Origin of the sequence: Achromobacter sp. (assembly GCF_050285585.1) — a bacterium.
Taxonomy (GTDB): Bacteria; Pseudomonadota; Gammaproteobacteria; order Burkholderiales; family Burkholderiaceae_B; genus Achromobacter.
In genome coordinates, this window is the sequence record NZ_JBLZXF010000006.1 from 42,396 (window position 1) to 68,423 (window position 26,028).

A 26,028-nucleotide genomic window follows, 5' to 3' on the forward strand; every position below is an offset into this window, starting at 1 on the left:
CCATCCATGAAAGCCATTGCCTATTTCAAGAACTTGCCCGCCGACCATCCCGAGGCCCTGCAGGACATTACCGCCGCCGACCCCGTGCCGGGCGACCGCGACCTGCTGGTCGAAGTCCGCGCCATCTCCGTCAATCCCGTGGACGTGAAGATCCGCGCCAATCGCAAGCCCAAGGACGGCCAGCCGGAAATCATCGGCTGGGACGCCGCCGGCGTCGTGCGGGCCGTGGGCGCCAAGACCAGCCTGTTCAAGCCCGGCGACCGGGTCTGGTACGCGGGCGCGCTGAATCGCCCTGGCGCCAACAGCGAACTGCATGCCGTCGACGAACGCATCGTGGGCAAAATGCCCGCCAGCCTGGACTTCGCCCAGGCCGCCGCGCTGCCGCTGACCACCATCACCGCCTGGGAACTGCTATTCGACCGGCTGCGCGTGCTGGACAACCGCGCCCCCAGCCAGCGCAGCCTGCTCGTCATCGGCGCGGCCGGCGGCGTGGGATCCATTCTTGTGCAACTGGCCCGCCAACTGACGGGCCTGACGGTGATCGGCACCGCGTCCCGTCCGGAGACGCAAGCCTGGGTGCGCGAACTGGGCGCGCATCACGTCATCGACCACGCCAAGCCATTGGCTGCCGAACTCAAGCGTCTCGGCTTCGATCACGTCAGCGACATCGCCGCGCTGACCCATACCGACAAGCACTTTCCGCAGATCGCCGAAGCGATCGCGCCGCAAGGCAGGGTCGCGGTGATCGACGACCCGGCCGCCATCGACGTGCGCCTGCTCAAGTCCAAATCGGCTTCGCTGCACTGGGAATTCATGTTCGCGCGCCCCTTGCACGATACGCCCGACATGATCGCCCAGCACGAGCTGCTCAACCAGGCGGCCCGGCTGATCGACGAGGGGACGTTGCGCACCACGCTCGGCGAGCACTACGGCCGGATCGACGCGGAGAACCTGCGGCGCGCCCATGCCTTCATCGAAAGCGGCAAGGCGCGGGGCAAGGTGGTGCTGGAAGGGTTCTAGCCCCAACCGCGGGCCGTGCCCCGCCCGCCGGCGGGCGGGGCATCTCGCAATTGCCGGAAGAAAGCAGTAAAAACTCGTCTGCGCGCAATGCCACAGGGAGTTCCTTCTGCTTGATCACCTTTACGGCCAGATGCTTGAACCCATACTTTGGGCAATGGTGGCCTTCACGTTGCTGATGCTCAGGCTCGCCCCGCTGCAAGGCTGGAAGGCGGCCATCGTCGCCGGCATCACGGCCGGCCTGGTCTTCGACACCATCCAGTTCCGCGTCGGGCCTCCCCGCATGTGGGACGCGATGGTGCTGGGCTCGGTGCTGGCCGCCCTGCTCGCCGCCGCCACGCTGGAACTGCTGTTCCACCTGCTGCGCCGCTCGCGCGCCGGACGCGCCTGAGCGGGCGCCGCTTCCTTCCTAGCGCTGCCCTTCCCGCCGGGCGCGGGCGTGGGGATCCTTGATCTCGGTTTCCAATTCGGCGATCAGCCATTCGAACCAGCCGTTCTCGCTGCGCGCATAGACCGCGGCCGCCGGCGTCTTGCCTTCCCGCCAGCCCGGCTGGTGCGCATCCATCCAGGCGGCCAGGCTCTTGTGCGGCGCCAGCAGGCCGGACAGCCACGACCAGACGTAGTCGGGCACGTTGCGCCGGAATCCCTTCGCGCAGGCGTAGATAGTGGGCTCAAGCGGCAGGTTGCCGGCGCGCGCCAGCCTTGCCTGCACCCGGCGCAGCGTCTCGGCGGCGGCCTGCAATTGTTCGGTGCTGAGCTTTTTCACTTAAGGACTCCCTAGACTTGGATTGCCCGGATTATCGCCGCAGGCGGCGGCGCTTTCAAAGCGGTGCATGGGCGCCGCCGCTTAGGCGCGCGGCGCGGCCAGGCCCATCAAGGCGGTCGCGCTGAAACGCGCGCCGGGCTCGAGCACCCGCATGCCGGTGCGCTTGTCGCCGCCTGCCGCCAGGTTGAACGCATCCGCCACATTGGTCACCGGTTCGACGCAGAGAAAATCGGCGCTCGGAGCGGTGTACACCACCAGGTGCGCAAAGGCCGGATCCGCGTGCAGCACCAATTGATGCCCGTCCGGCCAATGCAGGGTGGCGCGCCCTTCCCATTGCGACAGATAGGTGTCGCAGCCCTCGGCCGACCGGCGCAGTTCGCGCACGTGGCCTGTCTGGCTGCCGGACGGCATGCCGTCCGCATCCGCGGGCCACAGGCGCCGCGCATGCAGCGTGACCCGCTGCGCCGTGAAATACGGGTGCAGCCCCAGCCCGAAGGGCATCGGCGTGTCGCCGCGGTTGGTGATGGCCAGCGCCACGCTCAAGCCGCGGGCGTCCAGACGGTAGCGCTGCACGCATTCGAACGGCCAGGGCCAGCCCAGCACGCCGGCCGGCTGCTCCAGCACCAGGTCGACGCTGTCCTCGGTGTGGTTGCGCACCCGCCAGGCCTGGTACAGGGCCGCGCCGTGGATCGCATGCGGACGGCCGGGCAAGGATTGCAAAACGTGCCGGGCGCCATTGAAGGAGAACGCGCCGTCCCGGATCCGGTTGGCGTACGGCGCGAGCGGATAGGAACCCGCGCGCGGCCATTTCGCGGCCGGCCATTCCGTGTCGGCCAGCGGCACGATCCAATCGTGCCCGTCCGTGGACAGGCGCGCCAGCCTGCCGCCGCCCTCGGGCGCGAACTCAGCCTGATGCGCTCCGTTGGCGATGGTGACGCGCACGCTGGCGTCCAGCGCCGCGGAAACGGGGAAGTCCTGCATTTCTGTACGGCTCCGGCGGCAAGAACAGGGCCGCGCGCTGCGATTGTGCCGCTGGCGTCCGGCGGCCGCAAGCCTCCCGGGCGCATCGCGCCGCGAGCGGTTCCGGACTCCGCCCTGGCCCCGAAAAAAACCTTCAGCTCCCGGCGTCGCCGCCCGCAGCCCCTCGCCCGCCCGATACAATCACGGGCATGAATTCAGCAACGCCACACTCCGCCGCCGACGCCCTTTCGGGCCACACCCCCATGATGCAGCAATACCTCCGCCTGAAGGCGGAGGCGGGTCCCTTGCTGCTGTTCTACCGCATGGGCGACTTCTATGAAATGTTCTACGAAGACGCGGAACGCGGCGCGCGCCTGCTCAACCTGACGCTCACCAAGCGCGGCTCCTCCAACGGCACGCCCATCCCGATGGCCGGCCTGCCCGTGCACGCCATGGAGCAATACCTGGCCCGCCTGGTCGCGATGGGCGAGTCCGTCGCGATCTGCGAGCAGATCGGCGATCCGGCCGCCTCCAAGGGCCCTGTCGAACGCCGCATCGTGCGCATCGTGACGCCCGGCACCCTGACGGACGACGCGCTGCTGCCGGCGAAGGCCGACCGCGCGCTCGCCGCCGCGTTCATCACCGGTTCCGCCCGCGCGCCGCGCGCCGGGCTGGCCTGGCTGAACCTCGCCAGCGGCGAGTTCCGCGTGACCGAGTGCGCGCCGGCCCAGCTGGAATCGGAACTGCACCGCGTCGCGCCGGCCGAAGTCATCTGCGCGGACAGCGCGGAGTTCGACTTTCCCTTCGAAAGCGCCCGCACACGCGTGCCCGACTGGCACTTCGAAGCCGACGGCGCGCGCGCCCATCTGCTGGCGCATTTCAAGACCGACACGCTCGCGGGCTTCGACGTCGAAGACATGCCGGCCGGCGTCTGCGCCGCCGGCGCGCTGCTGCGCTACGCAGCCCGCACGCAGTCGCAGGCCCTGGCCCACGTGCAGAGCCTGTCGGCGGAGCGCCCCGGCCAGTACGTGCTGCTGGACCCGGTCACCCGCCGCAATCTGGAGCTGACGCAGACCTTGTCCGGCGAGGACTCGCCCACGCTGTTCTCGCTGCTGGACGGCTGCCGCACCCCCATGGGCAGCCGGCTGCTGCGCCGCTGGCTGCACCATCCGCTGCGCGAGAACGAACAGGCACAGGCCCGCCAGCAGGCCATCTCCGCGCTGCTGGCCGGCCGCATGGACATGGAGCAGGCCTTCGGCGCGGCCGGCTTCGGTTCGGCCGGCCTGCTGGAATCCCTGCGCGGCGCGCTGAACGCTTTCCCCGACATCGAACGCATCGCCACGCGCCTGGCGCTGCGCTCCGTGCGCCCGCGCGAACTGGCCAGCCTGCGCGATGCGCTCCAGGCCCTGCCCGCGCTGCGCGATCTGGTCGAGCCCATGGCGGATTCGCCCCGGCTGGGCGAGCTGGTCTCGCACCTGTCGGTCGATCCCGCGCTGTCCGCCCTGCTGCTGCGAGCCATCGCGGCCGAGCCGGCGATCGCCATCCGCGACGGCGGCGTGCTGGCCGCGGGATTCGATGCCGAACTGGACGAATTGCGCGCGCTCGCCGCCGACGGCGGCGACTTCCTGGTCCAGCTCGAAGCCCGCGAGCGCGAACGCACCGGCATCAGCAATCTGCGCGTGGAATTCAACCGCGTGCATGGCTTCTACATCGAAGTCACCAAGGGCCAGACGGCGAAGGTGCCGGAAGACTACCGCCGCCGCCAGACGCTGAAGAACGCCGAGCGCTACATCACGCCCGAACTCAAGACCTGGGAGGACAAGGTGCTGTCCGCGCAGGACCGCTCGCTCGCCCGCGAAAAATGGCTGTTCGAACAGCTGCTGGACGTGCTGGCCGAACACGTGCGCCCGCTGTCGGACTGCGCCGCCGCGCTCGCCGAGCTGGACACGCTGGCCGCCCTGGCCGAGCATGCGCGTCGTCACGACTGGGTCGCGCCCGAGCTGTCCGAGCAGGCCGACATCGACATCGAGGCCGGCCGCCACCCCGTGGTGGAGCATGCGATCGAGCGCTTCACGCCCAACGGCTGCCGGCTGGAACCGGCCCGCCGCATGCTGCTGATCACCGGCCCGAACATGGGCGGTAAATCGACCTACATGCGGCAGGTGGCGCTCATCGCGCTGCTGGCGCGCATCGGCAGTTTCGTGCCCGCGGCGCGCGCCCGCATCGGCAAGATCGACCGCATCTTCACCCGCATCGGCGCGGCCGACGACCTGGCCGGCGGCCGTTCGACGTTCATGATGGAAATGACCGAGGCCGCCGCCATCCTGTCCGCCAGCACGCCCAACAGCCTGGTGCTGATGGACGAGATCGGCCGCGGCACCTCCACCTACGACGGCCTGGCGCTGGCCTGGGCCATCGCCTGCCGCCTGCTGGCCCACAACCGCGCGCTGACGCTGTTCGCCACGCACTACTTCGAACTGACGCGCCTGCCGGCCGAGCAGCCGGCCTCGGCGAACGTGCACCTGGCGGCCGCGGAATCCGCGGGCGGCATTGTGTTCCTGCACGAAGTGCGCGAAGGCCCCGCCAGCCGCAGCTACGGGATCCAGGTCGCGCAGCGCGCCGGCGTCCCGGCCGCGGTGATCCGCCAGGCCTCGCGCGAGCTGGAACGCCTGGAAGCCCAGGGCGCGCCCACGCCCCAGCTCGGCCTGTTCTCGGCCGCTGCCGAGGCCGACGCCCAGGCGCAAGCCGCGGCCGAGCGCTCGGACGCGCTCGAAGCCCTGGACGCCCTGCGCGAGGAGCTGGCCTCCATCGATCCCGACAGCCTGACCCCGCGCGAAGCGCTGGACGCCCTTTACCGCTTGAAGAAGCACCTCCAATGAATCTCGACCGACCCTTGCCGCTCCTGGGCAACCAGAGTCCCAACGACTTCATGCGCCGCTATTGGCAGCGCAAGCCGCTGCTGATCCGCCAGGCCATCCCGGCCTTCAAGCCGCCCGTCACCATCGCCGCCATCAAGAAGCTCGCGCGCCGCGACGACGTGGAGTCGCGGCTCATCTGGCGCGAAAACGGCGAATGGCAGATGGAGAACGGCCCTTTTGCGCGCCTGCCCAAGGACGACGAAGGCGACTGGACCCTGCTGGTGCAAAGCGTGGACCTCCACAGCGATGCCGCGTCCGAGCTGATGCAGCTGTTCCGTTTCATCCCCGATGCCCGGCTGGATGACGTGATGATCAGCATCGCCAGCCATGGCGGCGGCGTGGGCCCGCATTTCGACAGCTACGACGTGTTCCTGCTGCAAGCGGCGGGCGAGCGGGAATGGCGCTACGGCCGCCAGAAAGACCTGTCGCTGGAACCCGGCCTGCCGCTCAAGATACTGAGCCGCTTCGAGCCCGAGGAAACCGCGGTGCTGGTCCCCGGCGACATGCTCTACCTGCCGCCCCAGGCCGCCCATGACGGGGTCGCGATGGGCGACGGATGCATGACGATCTCGATCGGCTTCCGCGCCCCCACTCAGGCGACGCTGGCCCGCGGCCTGCTGGAGGCCGCCGCGGACCAGGTCATGGCGCGCGTGGGCCTGCTGGGCGGCCCCTACGGCGAACCGGCGCTGCCGGGTCCCAGACTGTCGTCGGTCTACCGCGATCCCGGCCAGCCCGCGGTCGACACGCCCGCGGCGCTGCCTGACGCGCTGGTCGCCGCCACCCTCGAGACGGTGGAGAAGCTGCGGTTCGACGATGCGCTGGCCTCGCGCTTCCTGGGCTGCTGGCTGACCGAGCCCAGCAACCTCAGCGTGTTCGACGCGCCCGAGGGCATGGACGTGGACCTGGAAGAAGATTGGCCCGCCTCGGGCAAGCTGGTACTGGACCGGCGCAGCCGCATGCTCTATCGGGGCAGGCAGCTGTTCATCAACGGCGAAACGGCGATGACGCCTGCGGACGCCGCGTTGCGCAAGCTGGCCGACGCCCGCAGCCTGGACTGCTCCGATCCGTCCTGCGCGCGCCTGTCGGACGAGGCGCGCTCCTGCCTTGCGGATTGGCTGGATTCGGGATGGATCCACTATCGCGCGGCGTAGTATCTGGAAACGGGCGCGTATCTGTCTTGCACAGAACGAAATCAGGTCTATTCGACGAGTCACATCAAGAAAGACATAACACGAAGCTGAAAGGTTTGTTGCCGTTGGGAAGCCACCTTTTTAACTTTCACACGGGATAGGCTTGCGTGATCCTGTAGCCTGGATTCTGGTTTCCCCTAACGGGGTTTCAAGAGTCGTCATCTACAGGAGTCTAAAAATGATGAGCAAAACCTTGATTATTGCCTCGGTGCTGGCCGTCGCGCTCAGCGCCTGCAACAAGAAGGAAGATGCTTCGGCGCCCGCGACCAACCCCGCTCCGGGCGCCAGCACGCCTGCCCCCACCACGCCTCCGGCCACTTCGCCGGCTCCGGCCCCCGCGCCGGGCGGATCGACCCAGCCCGCGTCCTGATCCCCTCTGAGCGAACCCCCGCTCGGACAGGAAGCAAAAAGGCCCCGGCAGCTGAGCTGCCGGGGCCTTTTTGCGTCGGCCCGGCGGGCCGGCCGCTCAGCCGCAGTCGCGGACCGGCTTGCCGGTGAAAAAAAGAGGCCCCTTGCGGGGCCTCCTCATCCAGCCGGCGCCACGGCGCCAGGCGGTGCGGTCTTACATCTTGTCCTTCAGGACGCTCAGCAGGCGCTGCGCGGTGGCGCTGTTGTCGCGGGCGCCGTTGGCGTCCAGCACCGTTACCAGGGTCTGGTCGCCGCTGGCGGCCAGGTGGATGCGGTACTGCGGCGCCTCGGCCTTCTTGTCGCCCGAGAACATGCGGCTGAAAAAGCCCGGCTGCTCCATCTTCTCGCCCGTGTCGGTATCGACGTAGCGGACGAAGTAATCGCCGGCGGAGCGGTCGCGGTCATCGACGGCGAAGCCGCCGCCGTCCAGCGCCACGCCGACGCGGCGCCATGCGCGGTCGAACGATTCGCCGACCACCAGCGACGTGCCCTGCGCGCGGACGTCCTGCTGCACCGTGGGCTTCTGCGGCGCGGCTTCGGCCTGCTGCACCAGCTTGCGGGCGTTGTCCACGTCGGAACCCAGGTAGACCATCATGCGGGCCAGCATGGCGGCGTTCAGGCCCGGATCCTCCTTGCCGTTCTGCCACTGAACCTGGCCGCCATCGGCGCCGACGCGCTTCTCGAGCATCTGGCGATGGCTGACGTAGATTTCGGTATGGCCGTTGACGCGCTCGACGCGCGTGCGGAATTTCTCGCGTTCGCCGCTATCCCAGGCCGATTCCAGGATCATGCCCAGGGCCTGGCGCAGCCAGCTTTCCGGAATCTTGGCGCGGTTTTCCGCCCAGTCGGTCTCGATCAGGCCGGCGCTCGGATTGTTGCTGGCCACGGTGAAGCCGGTTTCGGTCCAGAAGTCGACGAGGCGCGGGAACACGTCCTCGGGCGGACGGTCCACGACGAGCCAGCGCAGATCGCCATCGCGCTCGACGCGCATGTCGGTGCGCGCGGGCAGCACGTTGCTGTTCTTCGGCGCGGTGGCTTGCGCCTCGCCCTGCTGCTGGAACTGCGAGTAGGTCGTCGATCCCGAGGCGGGAGCGCGGTAACGCGGATCGCTGTTGGCCTGGGTCAGGTCGGGCGGAATGCTCAGGGGCTCTCCGCGCTGCGTGACGGCGCTCTTGTAATTGACGGACTCTTCATTGCCCAGGAGTTGGTTGACCTCGCTGCAGCCGGCCAACAACACCAGAGACATCAATGCCGACAGACCGGCATGACGTTTGTTCATACGTATCCTCACGATAATTAGAGCAGGCCCGCATCCTGAAGCGCGTCGCGCACCGTCGCATGGTGCTGCGCTCCCAGTTCCACCAGCGGCAGCCGGTAGCCCAGTGCGCTGTGGCCCATCTCGGCCAACGCCCACTTGACGGGGATGGGATTGGCTTCAACGAACAAAGCCTTGTTCAGACGCGCCAGGCGTGCATTAAGTTCACGCACCTTGGGCACATTGCCGGCCAGGGCGGCGGCACAGAGGTCACGCATGAGTTTCGGGGCCACATTGGCCGTCACGGAAATATTGCCCCGCGCGCCCAGCAGGATCAGGGCGGCGGCCGTGGGGTCGTCGCCGCTGAAGACCTGGAAGCCGGCCGGCGCCTCGCGCAGCAGCAGGCCGCCGCGCGCGATGTCGCCGGTGGCGTCCTTGATGCCGACGATGCCCGGCACCTGCGCCAGGCGCAGGATGGTGTCGTTGCTCATGTCGGCCACGGTGCGGCCCGGCACGTTGTACAGGATGGTGGGCAGGTCGACCGCTTCCGCGATGGCGCGGAAATGGCGGTACAGGCCTTCCTGGGAAGGCTTGTTGTAGTACGGAACGACCGACAGGCCGGCGTGCGCGCCGACGGCCTTGGCGTGGCGCGTCAGGTGGATGGCTTCGTCGGTGGAGTTGGCGCCCACACCCGCGATGACCGGAATGCGGCCCGCGGCGTGCTCGACGGCGACACGGATCAGTTCCGCGTGTTCTTCCATGGAGACCGTGGGCGATTCCCCGGTGGTGCCCACCACCACCAGCGCGTCGGTTCCTTCCTGGACGTGCCAGTCGATCAACGACCGGTAGGCAGCGTAATCGAGGCTGCCGTCGGGCTGCATTGGGGTGACCAGGGCCACCATGCTGCCCTGGAAATTAACGCCTGCGGCGGTTGCAGGGGATGCCATAAATGTAGGGCTCCAAGGCCCCGTGGCAGGATGCCTCAAGGCCAGAATCAGTGAAACTGCTGAGTTTAACGGATATTGGCCAGAATCTTATAGGAACCACTGAACGATTGTCGTTCCCAGACCGAGCACCGGCCGCATCAAAAGCCAGAGCACATCCGTCACCAGCAGGACGACCACGATCACCAGTCCATATGGCTCGATTTTCGAGTACTGCCAGGCCAGGCGATTGGGCAGCAGGCTGAAAAGGATGCGTCCCCCATCCAGCGGGAGAATGGGCAGCAGGTTCAGCGCCATCAGTACCAGGTTGACGTTCACCCCCGCCACGGCCATTTCGAACCAGAACGATTCCTGCAGGCCGGACTCCAGCAGCAGGCGCAGGGAAAACGCCCACAGGATCGCCATGAGCAGGTTGGCGGCCGGGCCGGCCAGCGCCACCCAGAGCATGTCCTGCTTGGGCCGGCGCAGCCGCCCGAAGTCGACCGGCACCGGCTTGGCCCAGCCGAACAGCAGGCCCGGGCTGCCCAGCAGCTTGGACGCCAGCAGGATCGCCACCGGCACCAGCAGCGTGCCGACCGGGTCGATGTGCCTGGCGGGATTCAGGCTGATGCGGCCGGCCTGATGGGCCGTCGGGTCGCCGAACATGCGCGCGACGAAACCGTGCGCGGCCTCGTGCAGGGTGATGGCGAAAATAACCGGTATCGCGTAGACCGCAATGGTTTGGATGATGTCATTCATGGCGAACCGGATTGTAGATGAGCCGCGAGCCGGCGCGGGCCGGCACGCCTGGCGTTGCGGCCGGCGCGCTCAGGCAAGGCCCAGCGTCGCCGGGTCGCCGCGCCCGACGCGCACGACCACCGGCTCTTCGGCGGTGAGGTCGATCACGGTGGTCGGCGATTGCGGGCAGGCGCCCGCGTCGATGATGGCCGCCAGGGAGTGTTCGTAGCGTTCGCGGATGTCTTCCGCATCGTTCAGCGCTTCGGACTCGTCCTTGGGGATGAGCGTGGTGGACAGCAAGGGCGCCCCGACCTGCTCCAGCAGGCCCAGCATGACGGGATGGTCGGGCACGCGGATGCCGATGGTCTTGCGCGACGGATGCGACACGCGCCGCGGCACTTCCTTGGTGGCTTCCAGGATGAACGTCCAGGGCCCGGGCGTCGCGGCCTTCAGCAGACGGTATTGGCGGTTGTCCACCCTGGCGAAGTGGCCGATTTCGGCCAGGTCGCGGCACAGCAGCGTGAGGTGGTGGCGTTCGTCCAGCCCCCTGAGCCGGCGCAACCCGTCCGCGGCGTTCTTGTCGTCCAGGCGGGCGACGACCGCGTAGCTGGAGTCTGTGGGAACGGCCACGAGGCCACCGTCGGTGAGCCATTGGGCGGCCTGCTTGAGCAGGCGGGGTTGCGGATTCGCAGGGTGAATGGAGAAATACAGGGCCATGGGTTTATCCTAACACTCTTGAAGGCCGCCCAGTGAAGAGCGGCGATGCAAAATGGCGGGAACGCCGACCCCGTCCGGAGAAACAGAATGCGCCTTGATAACTCGCGCCAGAGCGACAATGTGGAAGACCGCCGAGCCAGCGGTCCGCGTATCGGCGGACGGGGCACGATCGGCATCGGAACGATAGTACTGGCCCTGGTCGCCATGTACTTCGGCGTGGACCCCAGCGTGGTCCTGCAGATGGCCGAAGGCCCCCCGATGCAGCAAGAGGCGCCGGCCTCGCGTCCGCCCGCCAACGACCCCCAGGCGATCTTCGTCTCGAAGGTGCTGGGCGAAACCGAAGACACCTGGGCCGCCATTTTCCAGAAGGACCTGAACCGCCAGTACGTGCCGCCCAAGCTGGTGCTGTTCCGCGGCGCCACGCCCACGGCCTGCGGCACGGGGCAATCGGCGATGGGGCCGTTCTACTGCCCGGGCGACAGCAAGGTCTACATAGACCTGTCCTTCTTCGATGAATTGCAGAACCGCTTCAAGGCGCCCGGCGATTTCGCCCAGGCCTACGTGATCGCGCACGAGGTCGGCCACCACGTCCAGCATCTGCTCGGCATCTCGGACCAGGTGGACAGCCTGCGGCGGCGCAATCCTTCGCAAGCCAACGCGCTGTCGGTGCGCATGGAGCTGCAGGCGGACTGCTTCGCGGGCCTGTGGGCGCAGCGCGCCGACGCGGCGCGCAACATTCTCGAAGGCGGCGACGTCGAAGAAGCGCTGGGCGCCGCCACCGCGATCGGCGATGACCGCCTGCAGAAGCAGAGCCAGGGCTATGTGGTGCCCGACGCGTTCACGCATGGTTCGTCGGCGCAGCGGGTGCGCTGGTTCAAGCGCGGCCTGGAAAGCGGCAACATCAAGCAATGCGATACCTTCTCGGCCAGTTCCCTGTAGGCCCCGGCCGTTGCGCCACGCCTGTATATCCATACAGCCCGCGGCGTAACGGTGTCTCCATCTTGTAAGATTACGCCCCCTCGCCGTGTTGCGCGCGCGTTTCCCCGCGCCTCGGCCGAGCGGCGCGGCACGCGCCAGGCGCACTCCGCCGGCGCGCGCATTTTCCAGACCCTAGATCAGTTCCATGGCCAAGAAGTTCGAACCGTTAATCACCGTTGATGAGGTGCAAGAGATCCTTGCCGAGCCCAAGGAAACCGCAAAACCGATCGCCTGGATTCCCAAGCCCGCCGCCGCCGACTTCCAATGGATGGAATTCGCGAGCCCATGCCGGATCAAGGGAGACGTCCGCGAAGACGTGATCTTCCGCGCGACCTACCGCAGCGCCCGCACCGCCGTGCACGGCCAGGCCACCATTTTCCTGGCGGAAGCCTTTTGCGCGAGCCTCTTCGTGGGCCCGCACCGCGTGTACGGCGTGGACACCGACGACTCCTTCCACACCAGCCTGGTGGGCGAAGGCCGGCCGCAATTCCGCAAACCGCTTGCGGATCGCAGCCACGAACACCTCTGGGTGGACGACGGCGAAGGCTATGCCGAGCCGGTCGTGCCCGCCCTGCACAACATCGGCGCGCTGATGCAGTACTTCCTGCCGCGGGCGAACCTGACGCTGACCGGCGGTTTCGCGCATCCCCTCAAAGGCCGCCAAATCGAACTGATCCTATGAGCAATTTCCTGGAAGCCTCCGGCTGGACCGTCCTGCCGGCGGGCGAGCACGCCATCCGCGCCATATCGCCCATGACGCTGGGCCTGGATGGACAGCATGCGGCGTTCTTCATCGCGCATCCCGACGACTCGTCGTTCTACCTGACCGACGCCTGTGAAACCGCGATGCACGCGTCCAGCTACGGCATCGAACTGCCGGCCAAGCGCATCGACCTGCTGAACGAGACGCCGGGCGTGAGCCTGGCGCACTTCGACCGCAGCGGCGCCATCGTCGCCTCCGGCCCCAACGAGCAGTTGCAGGAGGCCTTGTGGGACGCGGTAAAGCTGGCGATGGCGCTGTCGTTCCAGTGCGCCAAGTGGATGCCCAGGTTCAGCCAGCTGCGCTTTCGCGCGCAGGTGGGCCGCGCATTGGCCGAGGGCGTGGGCGCGAACCGCGTGCTCAAGGGCGCCCGCGCCAAGGGCAGCAGCGGCCACGCGGCGGATTTCGCTTTCGCGGTGCGCGCATCCGGCAGCACGGCGCTGACCTATATCGAGCCGATCGCCCTGAAGGCCGGCAAGAAGATGGACTGGACCCAGGTCTATCAGACCCACGGCAAGATGTCGGACGTGAAGATGGCAGACGCGCGCAATTCGCGCATGGTCATTCTGGAAGACGGCGCCTCGGCCGACGAGTTCAAGAAGGCCGTGACCATACTCGAACAATCCGCCAGCGTGCAGACGCTGGCCAAGACCCGCGACTGGCGCGAAGTCTTTTCCGGCTGATGGCCGGGTCAGGACGGCACGTTGGTCAGGCCGTCGACAATCTCCCGCCCGTGCAGGATGGCCGCATGCACCGCTTCGCGCGGACTGAACACGAAGCCGCCATCGGCAAAGCACGGGACGGGGTATTCGTCGCCGCCTTCAAGCACGGCGCCCGCCTGGACCACCATAATCGACGCAATGAATACGGGGCCGCTGGGTGGCGCTTCAACCTCGGCGCCGGCGCCCCGGGACACTTTGGCAGTAAGCCGGTATCCCTTGTAGATCAAGTTGTTCTGATGCACTTCGGATGCCCTCTGTCTACGATCCAGCATACTCCGGCTATACATGACAGTTCAGATATGTTTTGTAACCCGGGCAGAAAATAGAAACATTGTTGCATCGCAAGGATTGCGTCCCCGTTTCTAGACCGCAGCGCTGCCGAAACGCGCATCCGCCGCATGGCCAGGCCTGACGCGGCCTGCGCGCGAATGCGCAACACTCGCGCCGCGCCGGTGGGCGCAGCTTCACGGGGATTACCCTAGCGCTGTTGCGTATCCACACTTTCGGACGGATTCACTTCCGTCACCCGCGCGCGCCGGACATGGGGGTGCTAGGCCGCGGCATGCCTGGCCTGCCGCGGGCCAGCCGCCTCCAGCCCGGCCAACGGCGCGTCCTCCTTGCCGAAGAACGCCGGAAATTGCCGCTCGCCCTTTTTCGTGACGCCGAGCGCACGCGAATCCAGGTCCTTGGTGATCCAGCCCCGCCGCAGCAACGCATCGAGCAGGGCCGCGCCCAGCGCGCCGCCCAGGTGCGAACGGCGCTCGCTCCAATCCAGGCAGGCGCAGGCGAAACGCCGGCGGCGCTGCCGCGCCTGCGCGACGTCCACGCCCACCTGCGCCAGCGCCGCCTCTCCGAGGGGCGTCAGCAGGTAGTCGCGTCCGTCGGCCTCCAGCCAGCGCCGGGCCACCATCGCATCGTGGATGCGCACGGCCAGCGTGCCCGCCATGTGGTCATAGCAAGTGCGCGCCTCGCGCAGCGCCGAAGGCGTGTTGGGCTTGAACGGGGCGCGCTCGGCGCCCGCGACCACCAGCAGGGCCTCCAGCGCATGGCCGACCTCGCCGCTGGCGAGCCGGTAATAGCGGTGCTTTCCCTGCACGGCCATGTCCACCAGCCCCTGCTCGCGCAGACGCTGGAAGTGGCCGCTGGCCGTGGAGGCGCCGATGTCGGCCACCGCCGCCAATTCCGTGGCCGTGCGGGCGCGGCCGTCCAGCAGCACGCACAGCATGCGCGCGCGCGCCGGATCGGCGATGGCGCTCGCCACGGCGGAAAGATTGATGTCGGCGAATGTGGATTCCATGATTCGCTGAAGGCCAAAGTATCGTGTACAGGCTCAAGCATACTGCGAGTCATCCAAACAAGACAGCCGGCCCCGCCGGACATCCATGCGCGCATCCAAGGCATTCTTCGGCTGGACGGTCCTGTACGCCACTTTCGTCCTGGCGGTCTTCGGCTGGGGAGTCGGGTTCTACGGCCCGCCCGTCTTCCTGCACGCCGTGGCGCAGCGCACCGGCTGGAGCGTCGCGCTCGTGTCGGGCGCCGTCACCTTGCACTTCCTGTGCGGAACGCTCGTGGTCGCCAACCTGCCCCGCCTGTACCGCCGCGTTGGCGTGCCCGCCGTCACGCTGGGCGGCGCCGTGCTGCTGGCGCTGGGCGCAAGCGGCTGGGCCAGGGCCGCCGAACCATGGCAACTCTATGCTTCGGCGCTTTTTACCGGCATGGGATGGGTGACGCTGGGCGCCGCGGCGGTCAACGCGCTGATCTCGCCGTGGTTCGTCCGGCGACGGCCCGCGGCGCTGGGCATGGCCTATAACGGCGCCAGCGTCGGCGGCATCGTGTTCTCGCCCTTGTGGGTCTACCTGATCGGCTCAGCGGGTTTCGCGCAGGCCGCGTTGTGGGTGGGAATGACGATGGTGGCGGTGATCGCGGCGCTGTCGCTAAAGGTGTTTGCCGTAACGCCCCAACAGCTGGGACAGGAACCCGACGGCGCCGCATCGCAAGGCCAGGCGCCCGCCGCGGCGCCCTCGCCGCCCCGCGTGCCCGATCTGTGGCGCGACCGGGCCTTCCTGAGCCTGGCCGCGGGCATGGCGCTGGGCCTGTTCGCGCAGATCGGATTGATCGCGCATCTGCTGTCGCTGCTGGCGCCCCTGCTGGGCGCGCAGACCGCCGGGCTCGCGATGGGGCTGGCGACGGCCAGCGCCATCGCCGGGCGCTCGCTGGTGGGATGGCTGATGCCTCCCGGCGCCGACCGGCGCGCCGTGGCCTGCCTGGCGTATGCCGTCCAGATCTGCGGCTCGCTGGTCCTCATGCTGGCCGCCGAGCATGCGTGGGCCGTATGGCTGGGCGTCCTGCTGTTCGGTTCAGGCATCGGCAACGCGACCTCGCTGCCTCCCCTGATCGCCCAGACCGAATTCGCGCGCGAAGATGCGCAGCGCGTCGTGCCGCTTATCGTCGCCATGTCGCAAGGCGCCTATGCGTTTGCTCCCGCCCTGTTCGGCGTGTTGCGCGTGGTGTCGGAACAGGCGGGGCATCCGCTGTTCTGGTTCCTGGCCGCCGCCGCCGGCCTGCAGGCCGGCGCGATCGCGAGCTTCGCGCTGGGACGCCTCACTCCAGCCCGCCGCGCCGGGCGACCAGCCCGGCCATGACGGCATCGCCGCGCTCGTTCGCCAGCCCTTGCGCCACGCCGCGCCGGTCGGCGACCGGACGGTTCTGGCTGACCTTCCACTTGCCCTCGATGCGCGCAAGCCGGATCTCCACGCCGACGATCGCGCGCATCTGCGCCGCGATGAAGTCCGCCGGCGCCTCATCCACGCGCCAGGGCTGCGCGCGGCCCTTCTCCTGGCTGTCGGTCAGCGCGTCGAGCTGGGCGCGCAGCCAGGCCGGATCGTCCTGGATCGCCGGCACGCCCCAGGCATGCACCGCGACGAAATTCCAGGTGGGCACCACTTTGTGCGTCTCCCCCTTGGTCGGATACCACGATGGGGAAACATAGGCTTGCGGCCCATGGAACACGACCAGGCACTCTCGCCCCGACGCCAGTTCGGCCAGTTGCGGATTGGCGCGGGCCACGTGCAGGCGCAGCACGCCGCAAGGCCCTTCGGGATAGAGCAGACAGGGAATGTGATTCGCCATCAGCCCGGCTTCTCCGGCGGTCGTGAGCACGCCCAGAGGGTGCGCGCGGATGAAATCGTGCTGGACGTCGAGGGAGTCTTCGCGAAAGGCGGACGGCAGGTACATGGCGGGATGCGCGGTAGCGGAAAACCACAACATACCGCCGCCGTGGCCCCATTGCCAGGGCCAGCGACAATTGTTTTCATGGGGCCACCTGGAGCGCGCCATCGCGGACATCACGACGGGCTGCGCGATCGCGCCAGGCCGCCGGGCTGCGGGCCTCGGCGGCGCAACTCCGGTCGAAGCCGCGCCGCGCGAAGCGGACGTCGACGGGACGACCGCTAGCCGGGAACAATCGCGAGCCGCTGCGTGTCGAAGCGATCTCGCTTTTTCCTTCCAATATCACGATGTGATGAATATTGACGTCAACCCTCACTTACCCATGACCCCGGCTAATGCTACTGTTCCGCCTGTGCAAGGAGTACATGCAATGGATCAGAAAACCAAGCCCTGGGCTTTTCCCAAACCCCACCCGGAAAACACCCCGCGGGGCGAACGCAACAAGCAGGAGTTCGACGCTCCCGCGCAAGACAAAAAAACCGCGCCCAAACCGCGCGGCAGGAAAGAGGCGCCGGCAGCCGGCCGGGCCCGCTCATGACCCTGTGCGCGTGGACCCGCGCCGCCGCCGCGGCAGCGTTGTCCGCGCTTTCCCTCGCCGCCCCGGCGGCGCCCGCCGTCCAGAAGGGCGATCTCATCTTCCAGCAATCCCGGTCAACGCAAAGCCTGGCCATCCAGCAAGCCACGCATTCGCCCTATAGCCATATGGGCATGATCGTCATGCGCGAGGGGCGCCCCTACGTGCTGGAGGCCGCTGCCCGGGTCAGCTACACCCCGCTGGATCAATGGGCGGCGCAAGGCGAACGCGGGCACTATGTGGTCAAGCGCCTGCGCGACGCCCACCGTCTCGCGCCGCCCGCGCGCGAGCGGCTGGCCGCCGCCGGCGCCGGTTTCGTGGGCAAGCCGTACGACCTGGCGTTTGCATGGTCGGACGAAAAAATCTACTGCTCCGAACTGGTCTGGAAGATCTACCAGCGCGCGCTGGGAATCGAAATCGGCGCGCTCGCGCCGCTCAAGCAATTCGACTTGAGCTCGCCCGCCGTGCGCGCCAAGATGCGGGAGCGCTACGGCGCGGACGTCCCTTGGGACGAACCCATCATCTCGCCCGCGGCCATGTTCGATTCGGCGCTGTTGCAGACGGTCGGCGAACACTGACGGCAAACGCCGGGGACAGCGCGAACCATGGTTATGCTCTCGGATCCGCCGCTGCGCGGAAGCGCCACGATTACCGGCGTCTTTTTCGATCGCTCGCGGGACATCGCGGCCGTCGCTTCCGAATTTCCGCTGCTGGTCAATCCCCGCGCGCGCGCGGCCTACGGCGGCCAGGCCTTGCGGTATCGCGTGGCGCTCTACCGGCGCGGCGAATCCGCGCCCTTCGCCGCCTTCGACGGCCTGCGATTTCCCGTGAACGACGTCGCCTTCCATCCAACGCAAAGCGTCGTCGCGATCGGCGCCGGCAGCTACGACGGCGGCTACCTGTTCGAAGGCGAGTTCATCGCCTGGGACTGGCGCGGCGGCCGGCATGCGCGGTTCTTCGGCGACATCCCCGAAGTCGCGCGTTGCGCCTACGACGCGGACGGAAACGGGATCACGGCCTGGGTGCGTCCATGGGATGAAGAATGGGAGGGCTTGCCCGATACGCCCGACGCGGCGTTCAACACTCTGTACCGCGTGCATGTCCCGTATGGCGATGCGACCTGGTCCGGCGCCGCCGCCCGGGTCCTGGCGCTTTCCGGCCGCGACATCGCGCCCGCGGAAGAAGCGCCGCCCGTCGCGGCTCCCGCGCCCGGCGCCCTGCTTGCGCAATGGCTGGGGCTCGATAGCCTGGAACAACGCGGCGCCATCCATGACGTGGCCTGGCTGGACGGGGACCGCGTCGCCGTGACGCATCGCGGCTGCCTGCTGGAGATCCATCACACCGGCGGCGGCCCCGCCGTGCGCTACGCGGGCGACGGATACGGGTCCCAGATCATTCTTTCCGCCGGCGTATACGTGCACGCGGCGGCGCCCGCGGAGCGTTCGTCTCCAGGATGGACGCAGGACTCCCAGCTTTACCGCCTGACGGAAGACGGCCTGGAACTCGTCCAGGCCTACCAGGGCGAGCTCGCGTTTTCCGCCTCGGCGGGCGGCGCCTTGCTGGGCCGCATGAACCGCTATCCGCCCGCGGCGCAGGCCCGCGACTTGCTGCGCGATCTTCATTCGGGCCGCGAGTTGCGCGTGGACCTGGGCCACTACGATTGCTTCAACCACCATATCCGGATCGATGGCGCGCCCTGGCTGTTCGCCTTGCAGGGCACGCCCGCAAGCTCCCACGAAAACAAGTATCTGTGCATCGTGCATGCGGAAGGCGGGATCCAGCGGCTGTGGCCGGTGCTGAAGGCGGACGGCAAGCCCGCCAGCCATGCCATGGAGCTTTCCGGCTGCTACCTGGACGACGCGCGGGGCCCGGGCATCGTCATCGGCGGCCGGCACTACGCTCCCGATGCCCGCGGCGCCTGCGCGGGTTTCATCTACCGCAAGCGGCTGGACAAAAACGAAACGCTTTGACGCCACCCGGCGCACGCCTCTCCCGCCGCCATCGTTGCGCTGCCGGAGCCGGGGCTCGTCGCCGCGGCTTTCCTGGACGGCAGCCTGATGCTGGTGGACGCGGCCACGGGCGGGATCCGGCTGAACGCGAAGCTGCGCGTGGAGGGGCTGCCGACCGTCGTTTACGCGATGAGCGCGCGCGGCGGCCGGCTGGCGATGGGCACCGCCGACGGCCGCATCGCGGTCATGGCGGCCGACGCACTGCTGCGGCAGGGCGCGGCGCAGGAGTGGGCGGAAATCGGCTGAGCCCCACGCCCGCGGCTCCCGCGATATACACTGGATTTTTGCCTTCCTGGAAGAGCGCCATGCATCCCCGCATCAGTGTCATTACCCTGGGCGTCGACGACTTGGACCGAGCGCTGCGCTTCTATCGCGACGGCCTGGGCATGCCCACCCCGGGCATCATCGGGCAGGAATTCGAGCACGGCTCAGTGGTGTTCATCGATATGCAGCCTGGCCTGCGCCTGGCCTTGTGGCCGCGCGCCAGCATCGCGCACGATACCGGCCTGCCCCAAGGCGCGGCCTCGCCCACCAATCTGACGCTGGGCCACAACGTCGGCTCCCGCGAGGAGGTGGACCGCGTCATGGCCCGGGCGGAATCGGCCGGCGCCCGCATCCTGAAGCCCGCCCAGGACACCTTCTGGGGCGGCTACGCCGGCTACTTCCAGGACCCGGACGGCCACGTCTGGGAAGCCGTCTGGAACCCTGCCTGGGAAGCGGACGACAAGGCTTGAGGTTTGCATCCGAGGGGAGCCGGCCCTACGTGTAATCCCCTAGCCATGCCTTGCGGGACACCCGCTATCCTCGCGGGCAGATAGGTCCCGGAAGCAGGCATGAATCCTCGTCTTGATCTTTACACCCTGCAAGTCTTCCTGGCGGTGCTGGAAGAAGGCAGCATCACGGCGGCCGCGACCCGCGAGCATATCGCGCCCTCGGCCCTGTCCAAGCGCCTGTCCGAACTCGAGCGCGTGCTGGATGTGCCTCTGTTCCAGCGCCATGCGCGTGGCGTGGAGCCCACCAGCGCCGCGCGCGCGCTGGCCCGGCGCGCCCGCACGCTGCTGCACCAGACGCAAGACCTGGCCGATGAAATCCGCGACTACTCGGCGGGCTTGCGCGGGCGGGTGCGCGTGGCGGCCAACCTGTCTTCGATCGCCCAGTTCCTGCCGATGGAACTGCGCCGCTTCCTGGAACGGCATCCCCACGTGCAGATCGACCTGGAAGAATCCGTCAGCGCCGGCGTCACGCGCGCGGTGGCGGACAACGCCGCCGACATCGGCGTCTACACGCAGTCCGACGACGAAGACGGCCTGGACATCTTCCCCTATCATCGCGACGTCATGGCCCTGGTCGCGCCCGCCGGGCATCCGCTGTCGCAGCGCGACGACGTTGCGTTCGCCGACACCCTGGATTACGACCACGTCGGCATGCACCGGGGCAGCGCCGCGAACTACCTCTTCACGCGCGAGGCCGCGTCCATGCACCGCTCGCTGCGGCTGCGCTTCCAGGTCACGTCCTACGACGCGCTCGTATCCATGGTGCGCGCCGATCTCGGGATCGGCATCGTTCCCGCGAAGGCGCTTTCCGTGTATGCCTGCGACGAACTCCGCGTCATTCCGCTGACCGACGCCTGGGCCCGGCGGCAATTGAAATTGTGCGTCCGCAGCAATGAATCGCTGTCCGGCGCCGCCCGCCTCCTGTTGGACCATCTGATCGCCGAAGCGGCGACGCAGCAATAAGCTCCCGGTCTTTCCCGGGCCCGCTGCCCGCGGCCTGAGGCATCGCATTTCGCGATGCCCCGCCGAACATTCACGAATTGTCCCGCCCGGATCGATCACTGAAGATAGTGACCGACAACGCCGTCCCGGACATCGACCCGCAAGCCTTTGCGGATACGGCGGCCGGGCAACAGGAGACAAGCGCCGTGAGCCTTCCAGACCGGGTTGAAATCGTCGAAGTCGGCATGCGCGACGGACTGCAGATCGAGTCCGAATTCGTGCCCACCGACACCAAAGTCGACATCCTGAACGCATTGATCGACGCGGGCGTCAGGCACTTCGAAGCAACCTCCTTCGTTTCCCCCCGCGCGGTGCCCCAGCTGCGCGACGCGCAGGAAGTCCTGGACCAGGTGCGCAGGCGCCCCGGCGTGGTGCTGGGGGCCCTCGCGCCCAACCGCAAGGGCGTCGAAAACGCGTTGCGCTCGAAGGCGGACGAGATCGTCGTTTTCCTGTCCGCCACGGAAAGCCACAACACCAAGAACCTGAATCGCCCTGTCGAACAGTCGCTGCGCGACATCGAGGAGATCGCGGAACGGCTGCAAGGCCATCCGATAAAGCGCAAGGGCGCCATCGCCGTGGCCTTTGGCTGCCCATTCGAGGGCGACGTGGACCTGGAGCGGATCCGCGCCATCTTCGGCCGCTTCGTGCGCCTGGGCTTCGATGCGGTCACGCTGGGCGACACCACGGGCATGGCCACGCCCGGGCTGGTGCGCCGCACGGTCGAGACGCTGCGCGCCGACCATCCCGACACGAAGATCTCCCTGCACTTCCACAATACGCGCGGCATCGGCCTGGTGAACGTGGTCGAGGGCCTGCGCGCGGGCGTCACCTCTTACGAGTCTTCGCTGGCGGGCCTGGGCGGCTGCCCTTTCGCGCCCGGCGCCACGGGCAATATCTGCACCGAGGACCTCGTCTACCTGCTCGACGAAATGGGCGTGGACAGCGGCATCGACCTGCGCGCGCTGATCAAGGTGGCGCAGCGGCTGGAGAACGTGATCGGCCGGAGCCTGCCCGGCCAGCTCATGAAGGCCGGCCCCAGGCTGAATCTGCATGACTATGGCGGCGCCGTGGGCGCAATCGGCTGAGGATTCCTCCATGGACCGCGAATCGACCCCCGTGATCTCCCAGTTGCCCCTGAGCGCGGTGCGCGAAACCGGCGTCAACCTGAACCGGCCGGAATGCGTGCTCGGCACCGCGGCGGGCGACCTGTACGTGTCCGACAAGGCCGGAGGCATCCGCCACATCCAGCCGGGCGGCAGCGCCCGCCTGATCGGCGCGCAGGCCGGGCTGATCCCCAATGGTTTCGCGCTGTTGCGAGACGGTTCGTTCGCCATCGCGAACCTGGCCGACAACGGCGGGATCTGGCGCGTGCAACGCGACGGCGCGGCCGCTCCCCACATCATGGAGATCGACGGCGTCGGGCTGCCCAGCGTCAACTTCGTCTGGCTGGACGACCAGGAACGGCTGTGGATCTGCGTGAGCACCGTGCGCAAGGGCGACCATCAATTCCGCCGCGATATCGCCGACGGCTTCATCGCCGTGCACGACCGCCACGGCACCCGCGTGGTCGCGCAGGACGTGCACTGGACGAACGAATGCCGCATGGATCCCACCGGCACCTATCTGTACGTCAACGAAACCTTCGGCCGGCGCCTGCTGCGCTTCCGCGTGGCGCCCAACGGCGATCTGAGCGAGCGGTCGGTGATCACGGAATTCGGCAAGGGCACCTATCCCGACGGCATGGCGGTCGACGAAACCGGCCACATCTGGGTGATCAGCGTGGTGTCGAACCGGGTCATCCGCGTCAGCCCCAGGGGGGAACAGCAGCTCTTGCTCGAAGACGGCGACCCCGCCCACATCGAGAAGCTGGAAACCGAGTACCTGGCCAACCGGCTGAGCCGGCCGCTGCTCTACGACAACCACAGCAAGAAGCTGCAGAACATTACGAGCATCGCGTTCGGCGGCCCCGACCGCAAGACCGCCTTCTTGGGCTGCATCAACGGCTCCAGCCTGGCGGTATTCGATTCGCCGGTGGCGGGACTCAAGCCCGTGCACTGGAACTGGTAGCCCGCGGCCCGCCTCGGCCGCGAACCCCGCCGTCCTCCCTGGCATGGCGGATCCACATAACCGGACACGATAAATATTCCGGGGGAGACATCATGAACAAGAAGCCATCGCCGTTCCTGCTCCGTGGCGCGGCAGCCATGCTGGCGCTGTCGGCCTCCCTGGCCGGCGCGTTCCTGCCCGCGCGGGACGCGCAGGCCCGCGAAATGAAAATCGCGACCATCGCGGCCTCCAACAGTCCTTGGGACCACGCCATGCGCGCCTTCGCCGACGAAGCCGCCAGGCAGACCGGCAACGATCTGCAGGTCCACGTCTACACGGACGGCCAGCTCGGCGACATCAGCAAGATCCTGTCGTCCATGCAGCTGGGCACGCTGGACATGGGTTACTTCGGTCTGGGGTCCGTCGTGCTGCTGCGCGGCGCCCAGCCCCTGAACATCCTGTACGCGCCCTATCTCTTCAAGAGCGGCGAACAGGCCGAGCGCGTCATCAATAGCGAAGAGTTCGCCAGGATCTTCGACGACGTCGCCAGGAAATCCGGCGTGCGCGTGTTCGCGGCGTTCGGCATCCGCTCGCCGCGGGCGCTGCAGACCGTGTCGCGCGCGATCAACAAACCCGAAGACGTCAAGGGCCTGAAGCTGCGCGTGCCCTCCATCCCGATCCTGAAAAGCACCTTCGAAAAACTGGGCGCGCAGGTCGTACCCCTGGGAATGACCGAGATCTATACCGCGCTGGGACGCGGGATGATCGACGGGCAGGACAATGGCTTCGACCTGTCGATTCCGCTGCGCTTCCACGAGGAAGCCAAATTCTGGGCCGCCACCGACCACGCATACGAGCTCACCGGCTGGTTCATCTCCGAACGCGTCTGGCAGGGCCTGGACGACAAACAGCGGCAGGCGCTGATCGACGCGGCCAAGGCCGGGGGCAAGGTCGCCACCAGGCTGGACAAGGAACTCGACGACAACGCGGTCAAGCTCCTGAAGGATGCCGGCGTGACCTACACGCAGCCGGACAAGGCCGCGTTCAAGGCCGCGCTCGCCACCGTCTACCAGCAGTACGAGGGCAAGGACTGGCCCGCCGGCATGGTGGAACGCATCCAGAAGATGCAAGAGTAGGCCATGAACGCCCCCATGCCCGCACCGGCCCGTACCCGCGCCCCGGCGTCCGAGGTGTCCGCCTGGCGCGCCGCGGTCTTGCGCGCGGACCGCGCCGTCTGCTGGATCGGCCGCCTGGCCGTGGCGCTGACGCTGGCCATGGTCCTCGTCTTCTGCTTCGCGCAGGTGCTGGACCGCTATGTGCTGAAAACGCAGTTCGACGCCTGGGACCAGATCGCCCGCATCGGCATGCTGTGGTGCGCCTTCCTGGGCGCGGCCATGGCGCTGCGCGAACGCCGCAACGTGGTGATAGACATCATCGACGGCCATCTGTCCGAGCGCGCGCGGCGCGTGCGCGACCGGCTGTTCGACGCCATGCTGCTCGCGCTGGCCGCGACCCTCTTCTACAAGGGCCTGGACGTGGTCGAGGTAGGGCACTTCCAGGACATCGTGGGCACGCCCTTCACCTACGCCGTCAGCTATGCCGCGCTGACGGCGGGCATGGCGTTCTTCATGCTGTTCCTGGCCTTGCGCCTGCTGATTCCCGACGCGCCGGTTCCGCGCGACGCCTTCGCGCGCGGCGATGGCGACAACGAAATGCCGGGGACGCATCCATGATCCTATTCTCGGTGGTTCTGTTCATCGTGCTGATCCTGCTGGGACTGGACATCGGCTTCGCCATGATCACCGCGGCCATGATCGGCATGCTGTTCAAGGGCGGCGGAGGCGTCGACATCGTGCAGGCGCCCCTGTCCATGCTGGGAGGCATCGACGAGACGGCACTGGTCGCGATCCCGCTTTTCATCCTGGCCGGCGAGCTGATGAACCGGGGCGGCGTCACGCTGCGGCTCATCAACTGGTCCATGGCCATGGTCGGCCACCTGCGAGGCAGCCTGTCGCAAGTGTCGCTGACCACCAACCTCGTCATGGCGGGCATCAGCGGCTCCGCCGTGGCGGACGCGAGCGCCATCGGCACCGCGATGATCCCCTCGATGAAAAACGAGGGCTATCGCCGCGGCTACCCTGAGGCGGTCATCGCCTGCGGCGCCATGCTGGGCCCCATCCTGCCGCCGTCGATCCCCATGATCGTCTACGCGGTGCTGGCCAACCTGTCGATCATCCGCCTGTTCCTGGCGGGCATCATTCCCGGCTTCATGCTGCTGGCCGGATACATGGCCATCTGCGCCTGGCAGGCGCGCCGCCACGGCTACAAATCGCGTCCGCGGGCGAGCTGGCCCGAACGGGCGACAGTGACCCGCGCGTCCATCTGGGCGCTGATGATGCCGGTCCTGATCATCGTCGGCATACGCTTCGGCCTCCTGACCGACACCGAGGCCGCGGCGTTCGTGGCCGTGTACGCGCTGCTGGTCGGGCTGGCCGTGTACCGGGAATTGAAACCGGGAGAACTAGGTTCGGCATTCTATGCCGCCGGACGCACCATGGCCGTCGTGCTGTTCCTGCTGGCCGCCGCGGGCCCGTTCAGCTGGCTGATCAGCGAATCGCGCATCGCGGCCACGATCGCCAAGGGCATCCTGGGCATCTCCGACGAGCACTGGGTGGTGCTGCTGACGGTGAACGTGTTCCTCATCCTGGTCGGAAAGATCCTGGAGCCGCTTCCGGCCATGATCATCACGCTGCCTGCCCTGCTGCCGATCGGCGCCCAGCTGGGCCTGGACCCCATCCAGTACGCGATGATCCTGATCCTGAACCTGATGACGGGCATGCTGACCCCGCCGGTCGGGATCCTGCTGTTCGTCACTTCCGCCGTGGGCCGCACGCCGGTCGGCCCCATCGTCCGCGAGATCATTCCGTTCTTCATCTGGTCGCTGATCGTGCTCGCGCTGATCTGCGCCTTTCCGCCCCTGACCCTATGGCTGCCCGGCCTGGGCGGCTAGGGCCGGAGCGCGCCAGACCCTCTCCGATAACCAC

Annotated in this window: 28 protein-coding genes; 19 read left to right on the plus strand and 9 right to left on the minus strand. The window is 67.9% G+C overall.

Translation table 11 applies throughout. The annotated features are described in order from the left end of the window. The first annotated feature begins 6 nt into the window (after nucleotides 1–6). Both ACN6PJ_RS10705 and ACN6PJ_RS10710 read left to right on the plus strand, forming a co-directional pair. Nucleotides 7–1,020 (plus strand): zinc-binding alcohol dehydrogenase family protein, encoded by a 1,014-nt coding sequence (locus ACN6PJ_RS10705; RefSeq protein ID WP_427995840.1) that lies wholly within the window; start codon nucleotides 7–9, stop codon nucleotides 1,018–1,020. A 130-nt stretch (nucleotides 1,021–1,150) separates the two neighbouring features. Further along, a complete protein-coding gene (locus ACN6PJ_RS10710) occupies nucleotides 1,151–1,408 on the plus strand; it encodes a hypothetical protein (protein ID WP_427995841.1) in 258 nt (85 codons plus the stop codon). Between the two features lie 18 nt (nucleotides 1,409–1,426). Here the strand turns inward: ACN6PJ_RS10710 and ACN6PJ_RS10715 are convergent, their stop codons facing one another. Both ACN6PJ_RS10715 and ACN6PJ_RS10720 read right to left on the minus strand, forming a co-directional pair. Then, complete coding sequence (locus ACN6PJ_RS10715) at nucleotides 1,427–1,783, minus strand: hypothetical protein (RefSeq protein WP_427995842.1); 357 nt, start codon at nucleotides 1,781–1,783, stop codon at nucleotides 1,427–1,429. 81 nt (nucleotides 1,784–1,864) lie between these two features. Further along, complete coding sequence (locus ACN6PJ_RS10720; RefSeq protein WP_427995843.1) at nucleotides 1,865–2,764, minus strand: aldose 1-epimerase; 900 nt, start codon at nucleotides 2,762–2,764, stop codon at nucleotides 1,865–1,867. 188 nt (nucleotides 2,765–2,952) lie between these two features. On the opposite strand from ACN6PJ_RS10720, the gene mutS reads away from it, so the two are divergent. From mutS to ACN6PJ_RS10735, 3 genes are all read left to right on the plus strand, one after another. Further along, on the plus strand, nucleotides 2,953–5,622 hold the full coding sequence (mutS, locus tag ACN6PJ_RS10725; protein ID WP_427995844.1) for a DNA mismatch repair protein MutS: 2,670 nt from the start codon (nucleotides 2,953–2,955) through the stop codon (nucleotides 5,620–5,622). Next, nucleotides 5,619–6,812 carry a JmjC domain-containing protein gene (locus tag ACN6PJ_RS10730; protein WP_427995845.1) on the plus strand — a complete coding sequence of 398 codons (1,194 nt, stop codon included), beginning with the start codon at nucleotides 5,619–5,621 and terminating at the stop codon, nucleotides 6,810–6,812. The genes mutS and ACN6PJ_RS10730 overlap by 4 nt, the downstream gene beginning before the upstream one ends. A 217-nt stretch (nucleotides 6,813–7,029) precedes the next feature. Continuing rightward, entirely contained in the window at nucleotides 7,030–7,221 is a 192-nt protein-coding gene (locus ACN6PJ_RS10735; protein ID WP_427995846.1) for an endopeptidase, read from the plus strand. A gap of 192 nt (nucleotides 7,222–7,413) precedes the next feature. Here ACN6PJ_RS10735 and bamC read toward each other — a convergent pair whose 3' ends face one another. From bamC to ACN6PJ_RS10755, 4 genes are all read right to left on the minus strand, one after another. Beyond that, nucleotides 7,414–8,538: an outer membrane protein assembly factor BamC gene (bamC, locus tag ACN6PJ_RS10740; RefSeq protein WP_427995847.1), complete on the minus strand. Its 1,125-nt coding sequence runs from the start codon at nucleotides 8,536–8,538 to the stop codon at nucleotides 7,414–7,416. A 17-nt stretch (nucleotides 8,539–8,555) separates the two neighbouring features. Beyond that, nucleotides 8,556–9,461 carry a 4-hydroxy-tetrahydrodipicolinate synthase gene (dapA, locus tag ACN6PJ_RS10745; RefSeq protein WP_427995848.1) on the minus strand — a complete coding sequence of 302 codons (906 nt, stop codon included), beginning with the start codon at nucleotides 9,459–9,461 and terminating at the stop codon, nucleotides 8,556–8,558. 87 nt (nucleotides 9,462–9,548) lie between these two features. Further along, on the minus strand, nucleotides 9,549–10,196 hold the full coding sequence (locus tag ACN6PJ_RS10750) for a site-2 protease family protein (protein WP_043547282.1): 648 nt from the start codon (nucleotides 10,194–10,196) through the stop codon (nucleotides 9,549–9,551). Between the two features lie 69 nt (nucleotides 10,197–10,265). Then, nucleotides 10,266–10,892 carry an L-threonylcarbamoyladenylate synthase gene (locus tag ACN6PJ_RS10755; RefSeq protein ID WP_043547280.1) on the minus strand — a complete coding sequence of 209 codons (627 nt, stop codon included), beginning with the start codon at nucleotides 10,890–10,892 and terminating at the stop codon, nucleotides 10,266–10,268. Nucleotides 10,893–10,979: 87 nt separating this feature from the next. Between ACN6PJ_RS10755 and ypfJ the strand changes: the two genes are divergently transcribed. The 3 genes from ypfJ (at nucleotide 10,980) to ACN6PJ_RS10770 (ending at nucleotide 13,313) form a co-directional block, all read left to right on the plus strand. Then, nucleotides 10,980–11,831, plus strand: a complete 852-nt coding sequence (gene ypfJ, locus ACN6PJ_RS10760; RefSeq protein ID WP_427995849.1) for a KPN_02809 family neutral zinc metallopeptidase — start codon at nucleotides 10,980–10,982, stop codon at nucleotides 11,829–11,831. 184 nt (nucleotides 11,832–12,015) lie between these two features. Then, nucleotides 12,016–12,552, plus strand: a complete 537-nt coding sequence (locus ACN6PJ_RS10765; protein WP_427995850.1) for a hypothetical protein — start codon at nucleotides 12,016–12,018, stop codon at nucleotides 12,550–12,552. Beyond that, a complete protein-coding gene (locus tag ACN6PJ_RS10770) occupies nucleotides 12,549–13,313 on the plus strand; it encodes a DUF1828 domain-containing protein (RefSeq protein ID WP_427995851.1) in 765 nt (254 codons plus the stop codon). The genes ACN6PJ_RS10765 and ACN6PJ_RS10770 overlap by 4 nt, the downstream gene beginning before the upstream one ends. Before the next feature lie 8 nt (nucleotides 13,314–13,321). Here the strand turns inward: ACN6PJ_RS10770 and ACN6PJ_RS10775 are convergent, their stop codons facing one another. Beyond that, nucleotides 13,322–13,594 carry a hypothetical protein gene (locus ACN6PJ_RS10775; protein ID WP_427995852.1) on the minus strand — a complete coding sequence of 91 codons (273 nt, stop codon included), beginning with the start codon at nucleotides 13,592–13,594 and terminating at the stop codon, nucleotides 13,322–13,324. Between the two features lie 308 nt (nucleotides 13,595–13,902). After that, nucleotides 13,903–14,649 (minus strand): ArsR/SmtB family transcription factor, encoded by a 747-nt coding sequence (locus ACN6PJ_RS10780; protein ID WP_427995853.1) that lies wholly within the window; start codon nucleotides 14,647–14,649, stop codon nucleotides 13,903–13,905. A gap of 85 nt (nucleotides 14,650–14,734) precedes the next feature. Here ACN6PJ_RS10780 and ACN6PJ_RS10785 point away from each other — a divergent pair, with 85 nt between their 5' ends. Then, nucleotides 14,735–15,994 carry an MFS transporter gene (locus tag ACN6PJ_RS10785; protein ID WP_427995854.1) on the plus strand — a complete coding sequence of 420 codons (1,260 nt, stop codon included), beginning with the start codon at nucleotides 14,735–14,737 and terminating at the stop codon, nucleotides 15,992–15,994. Here ACN6PJ_RS10785 and ACN6PJ_RS10790 read toward each other — a convergent pair. Then, the gene (locus ACN6PJ_RS10790; RefSeq protein WP_427996052.1) at nucleotides 15,954–16,586 is read right to left on the minus strand and encodes an FMN-binding negative transcriptional regulator; all 633 of its coding nucleotides are present in this window, start codon (nucleotides 16,584–16,586) and stop codon (nucleotides 15,954–15,956) included. The two genes, ACN6PJ_RS10785 and ACN6PJ_RS10790, sit on opposite strands and share 41 nt — an antisense overlap. A gap of 528 nt (nucleotides 16,587–17,114) precedes the next feature. On the opposite strand from ACN6PJ_RS10790, the gene ACN6PJ_RS10795 reads away from it, so the two are divergent. The 10 genes from ACN6PJ_RS10795 to ACN6PJ_RS10840 all read left to right on the plus strand — a co-directional run bounded on the left by ACN6PJ_RS10795 (nucleotide 17,115) and on the right by ACN6PJ_RS10840 (nucleotide 25,994). After that, the gene (locus tag ACN6PJ_RS10795; protein WP_427995855.1) at nucleotides 17,115–17,732 is read left to right on the plus strand and encodes a YiiX family permuted papain-like enzyme; all 618 of its coding nucleotides are present in this window, start codon (nucleotides 17,115–17,117) and stop codon (nucleotides 17,730–17,732) included. A 27-nt stretch (nucleotides 17,733–17,759) separates the two neighbouring features. Next, nucleotides 17,760–19,124, plus strand: coding sequence for a hypothetical protein (locus tag ACN6PJ_RS10800; RefSeq protein ID WP_427995856.1), 1,365 nt, complete (start codon nucleotides 17,760–17,762; stop codon nucleotides 19,122–19,124). Between the two features lie 87 nt (nucleotides 19,125–19,211). Beyond that, a complete protein-coding gene (locus tag ACN6PJ_RS10805; RefSeq protein ID WP_427995857.1) occupies nucleotides 19,212–19,409 on the plus strand; it encodes a hypothetical protein in 198 nt (65 codons plus the stop codon). A 59-nt stretch (nucleotides 19,410–19,468) separates the two neighbouring features. Further along, nucleotides 19,469–19,897 (plus strand): VOC family protein, encoded by a 429-nt coding sequence (locus ACN6PJ_RS10810; RefSeq protein WP_427995858.1) that lies wholly within the window; start codon nucleotides 19,469–19,471, stop codon nucleotides 19,895–19,897. Nucleotides 19,898–19,996: 99 nt separating this feature from the next. Further along, nucleotides 19,997–20,899, plus strand: coding sequence for a LysR family transcriptional regulator (locus tag ACN6PJ_RS10815; protein ID WP_427995859.1), 903 nt, complete (start codon nucleotides 19,997–19,999; stop codon nucleotides 20,897–20,899). A 185-nt stretch (nucleotides 20,900–21,084) separates the two neighbouring features. Then, nucleotides 21,085–22,023 (plus strand): hydroxymethylglutaryl-CoA lyase, encoded by a 939-nt coding sequence (locus ACN6PJ_RS10820; protein ID WP_427995860.1) that lies wholly within the window; start codon nucleotides 21,085–21,087, stop codon nucleotides 22,021–22,023. A gap of 10 nt (nucleotides 22,024–22,033) precedes the next feature. Continuing rightward, on the plus strand, nucleotides 22,034–23,005 hold the full coding sequence (locus ACN6PJ_RS10825) for an SMP-30/gluconolactonase/LRE family protein (RefSeq protein ID WP_427995861.1): 972 nt from the start codon (nucleotides 22,034–22,036) through the stop codon (nucleotides 23,003–23,005). Between the two features lie 92 nt (nucleotides 23,006–23,097). Further along, nucleotides 23,098–24,120 carry a TRAP transporter substrate-binding protein gene (locus ACN6PJ_RS10830; RefSeq protein WP_427995862.1) on the plus strand — a complete coding sequence of 341 codons (1,023 nt, stop codon included), beginning with the start codon at nucleotides 23,098–23,100 and terminating at the stop codon, nucleotides 24,118–24,120. Between the two features lie 3 nt (nucleotides 24,121–24,123). After that, entirely contained in the window at nucleotides 24,124–24,717 is a 594-nt protein-coding gene (locus ACN6PJ_RS10835; RefSeq protein WP_427995863.1) for a TRAP transporter small permease, read from the plus strand. Further along, on the plus strand, nucleotides 24,714–25,994 hold the full coding sequence (locus tag ACN6PJ_RS10840; protein WP_427995864.1) for a TRAP transporter large permease: 1,281 nt from the start codon (nucleotides 24,714–24,716) through the stop codon (nucleotides 25,992–25,994). Before ACN6PJ_RS10835 ends, ACN6PJ_RS10840 begins: the two co-directional genes overlap by 4 nt. The last annotated feature ends 34 nt before the right edge of the window (nucleotides 25,995–26,028 follow it).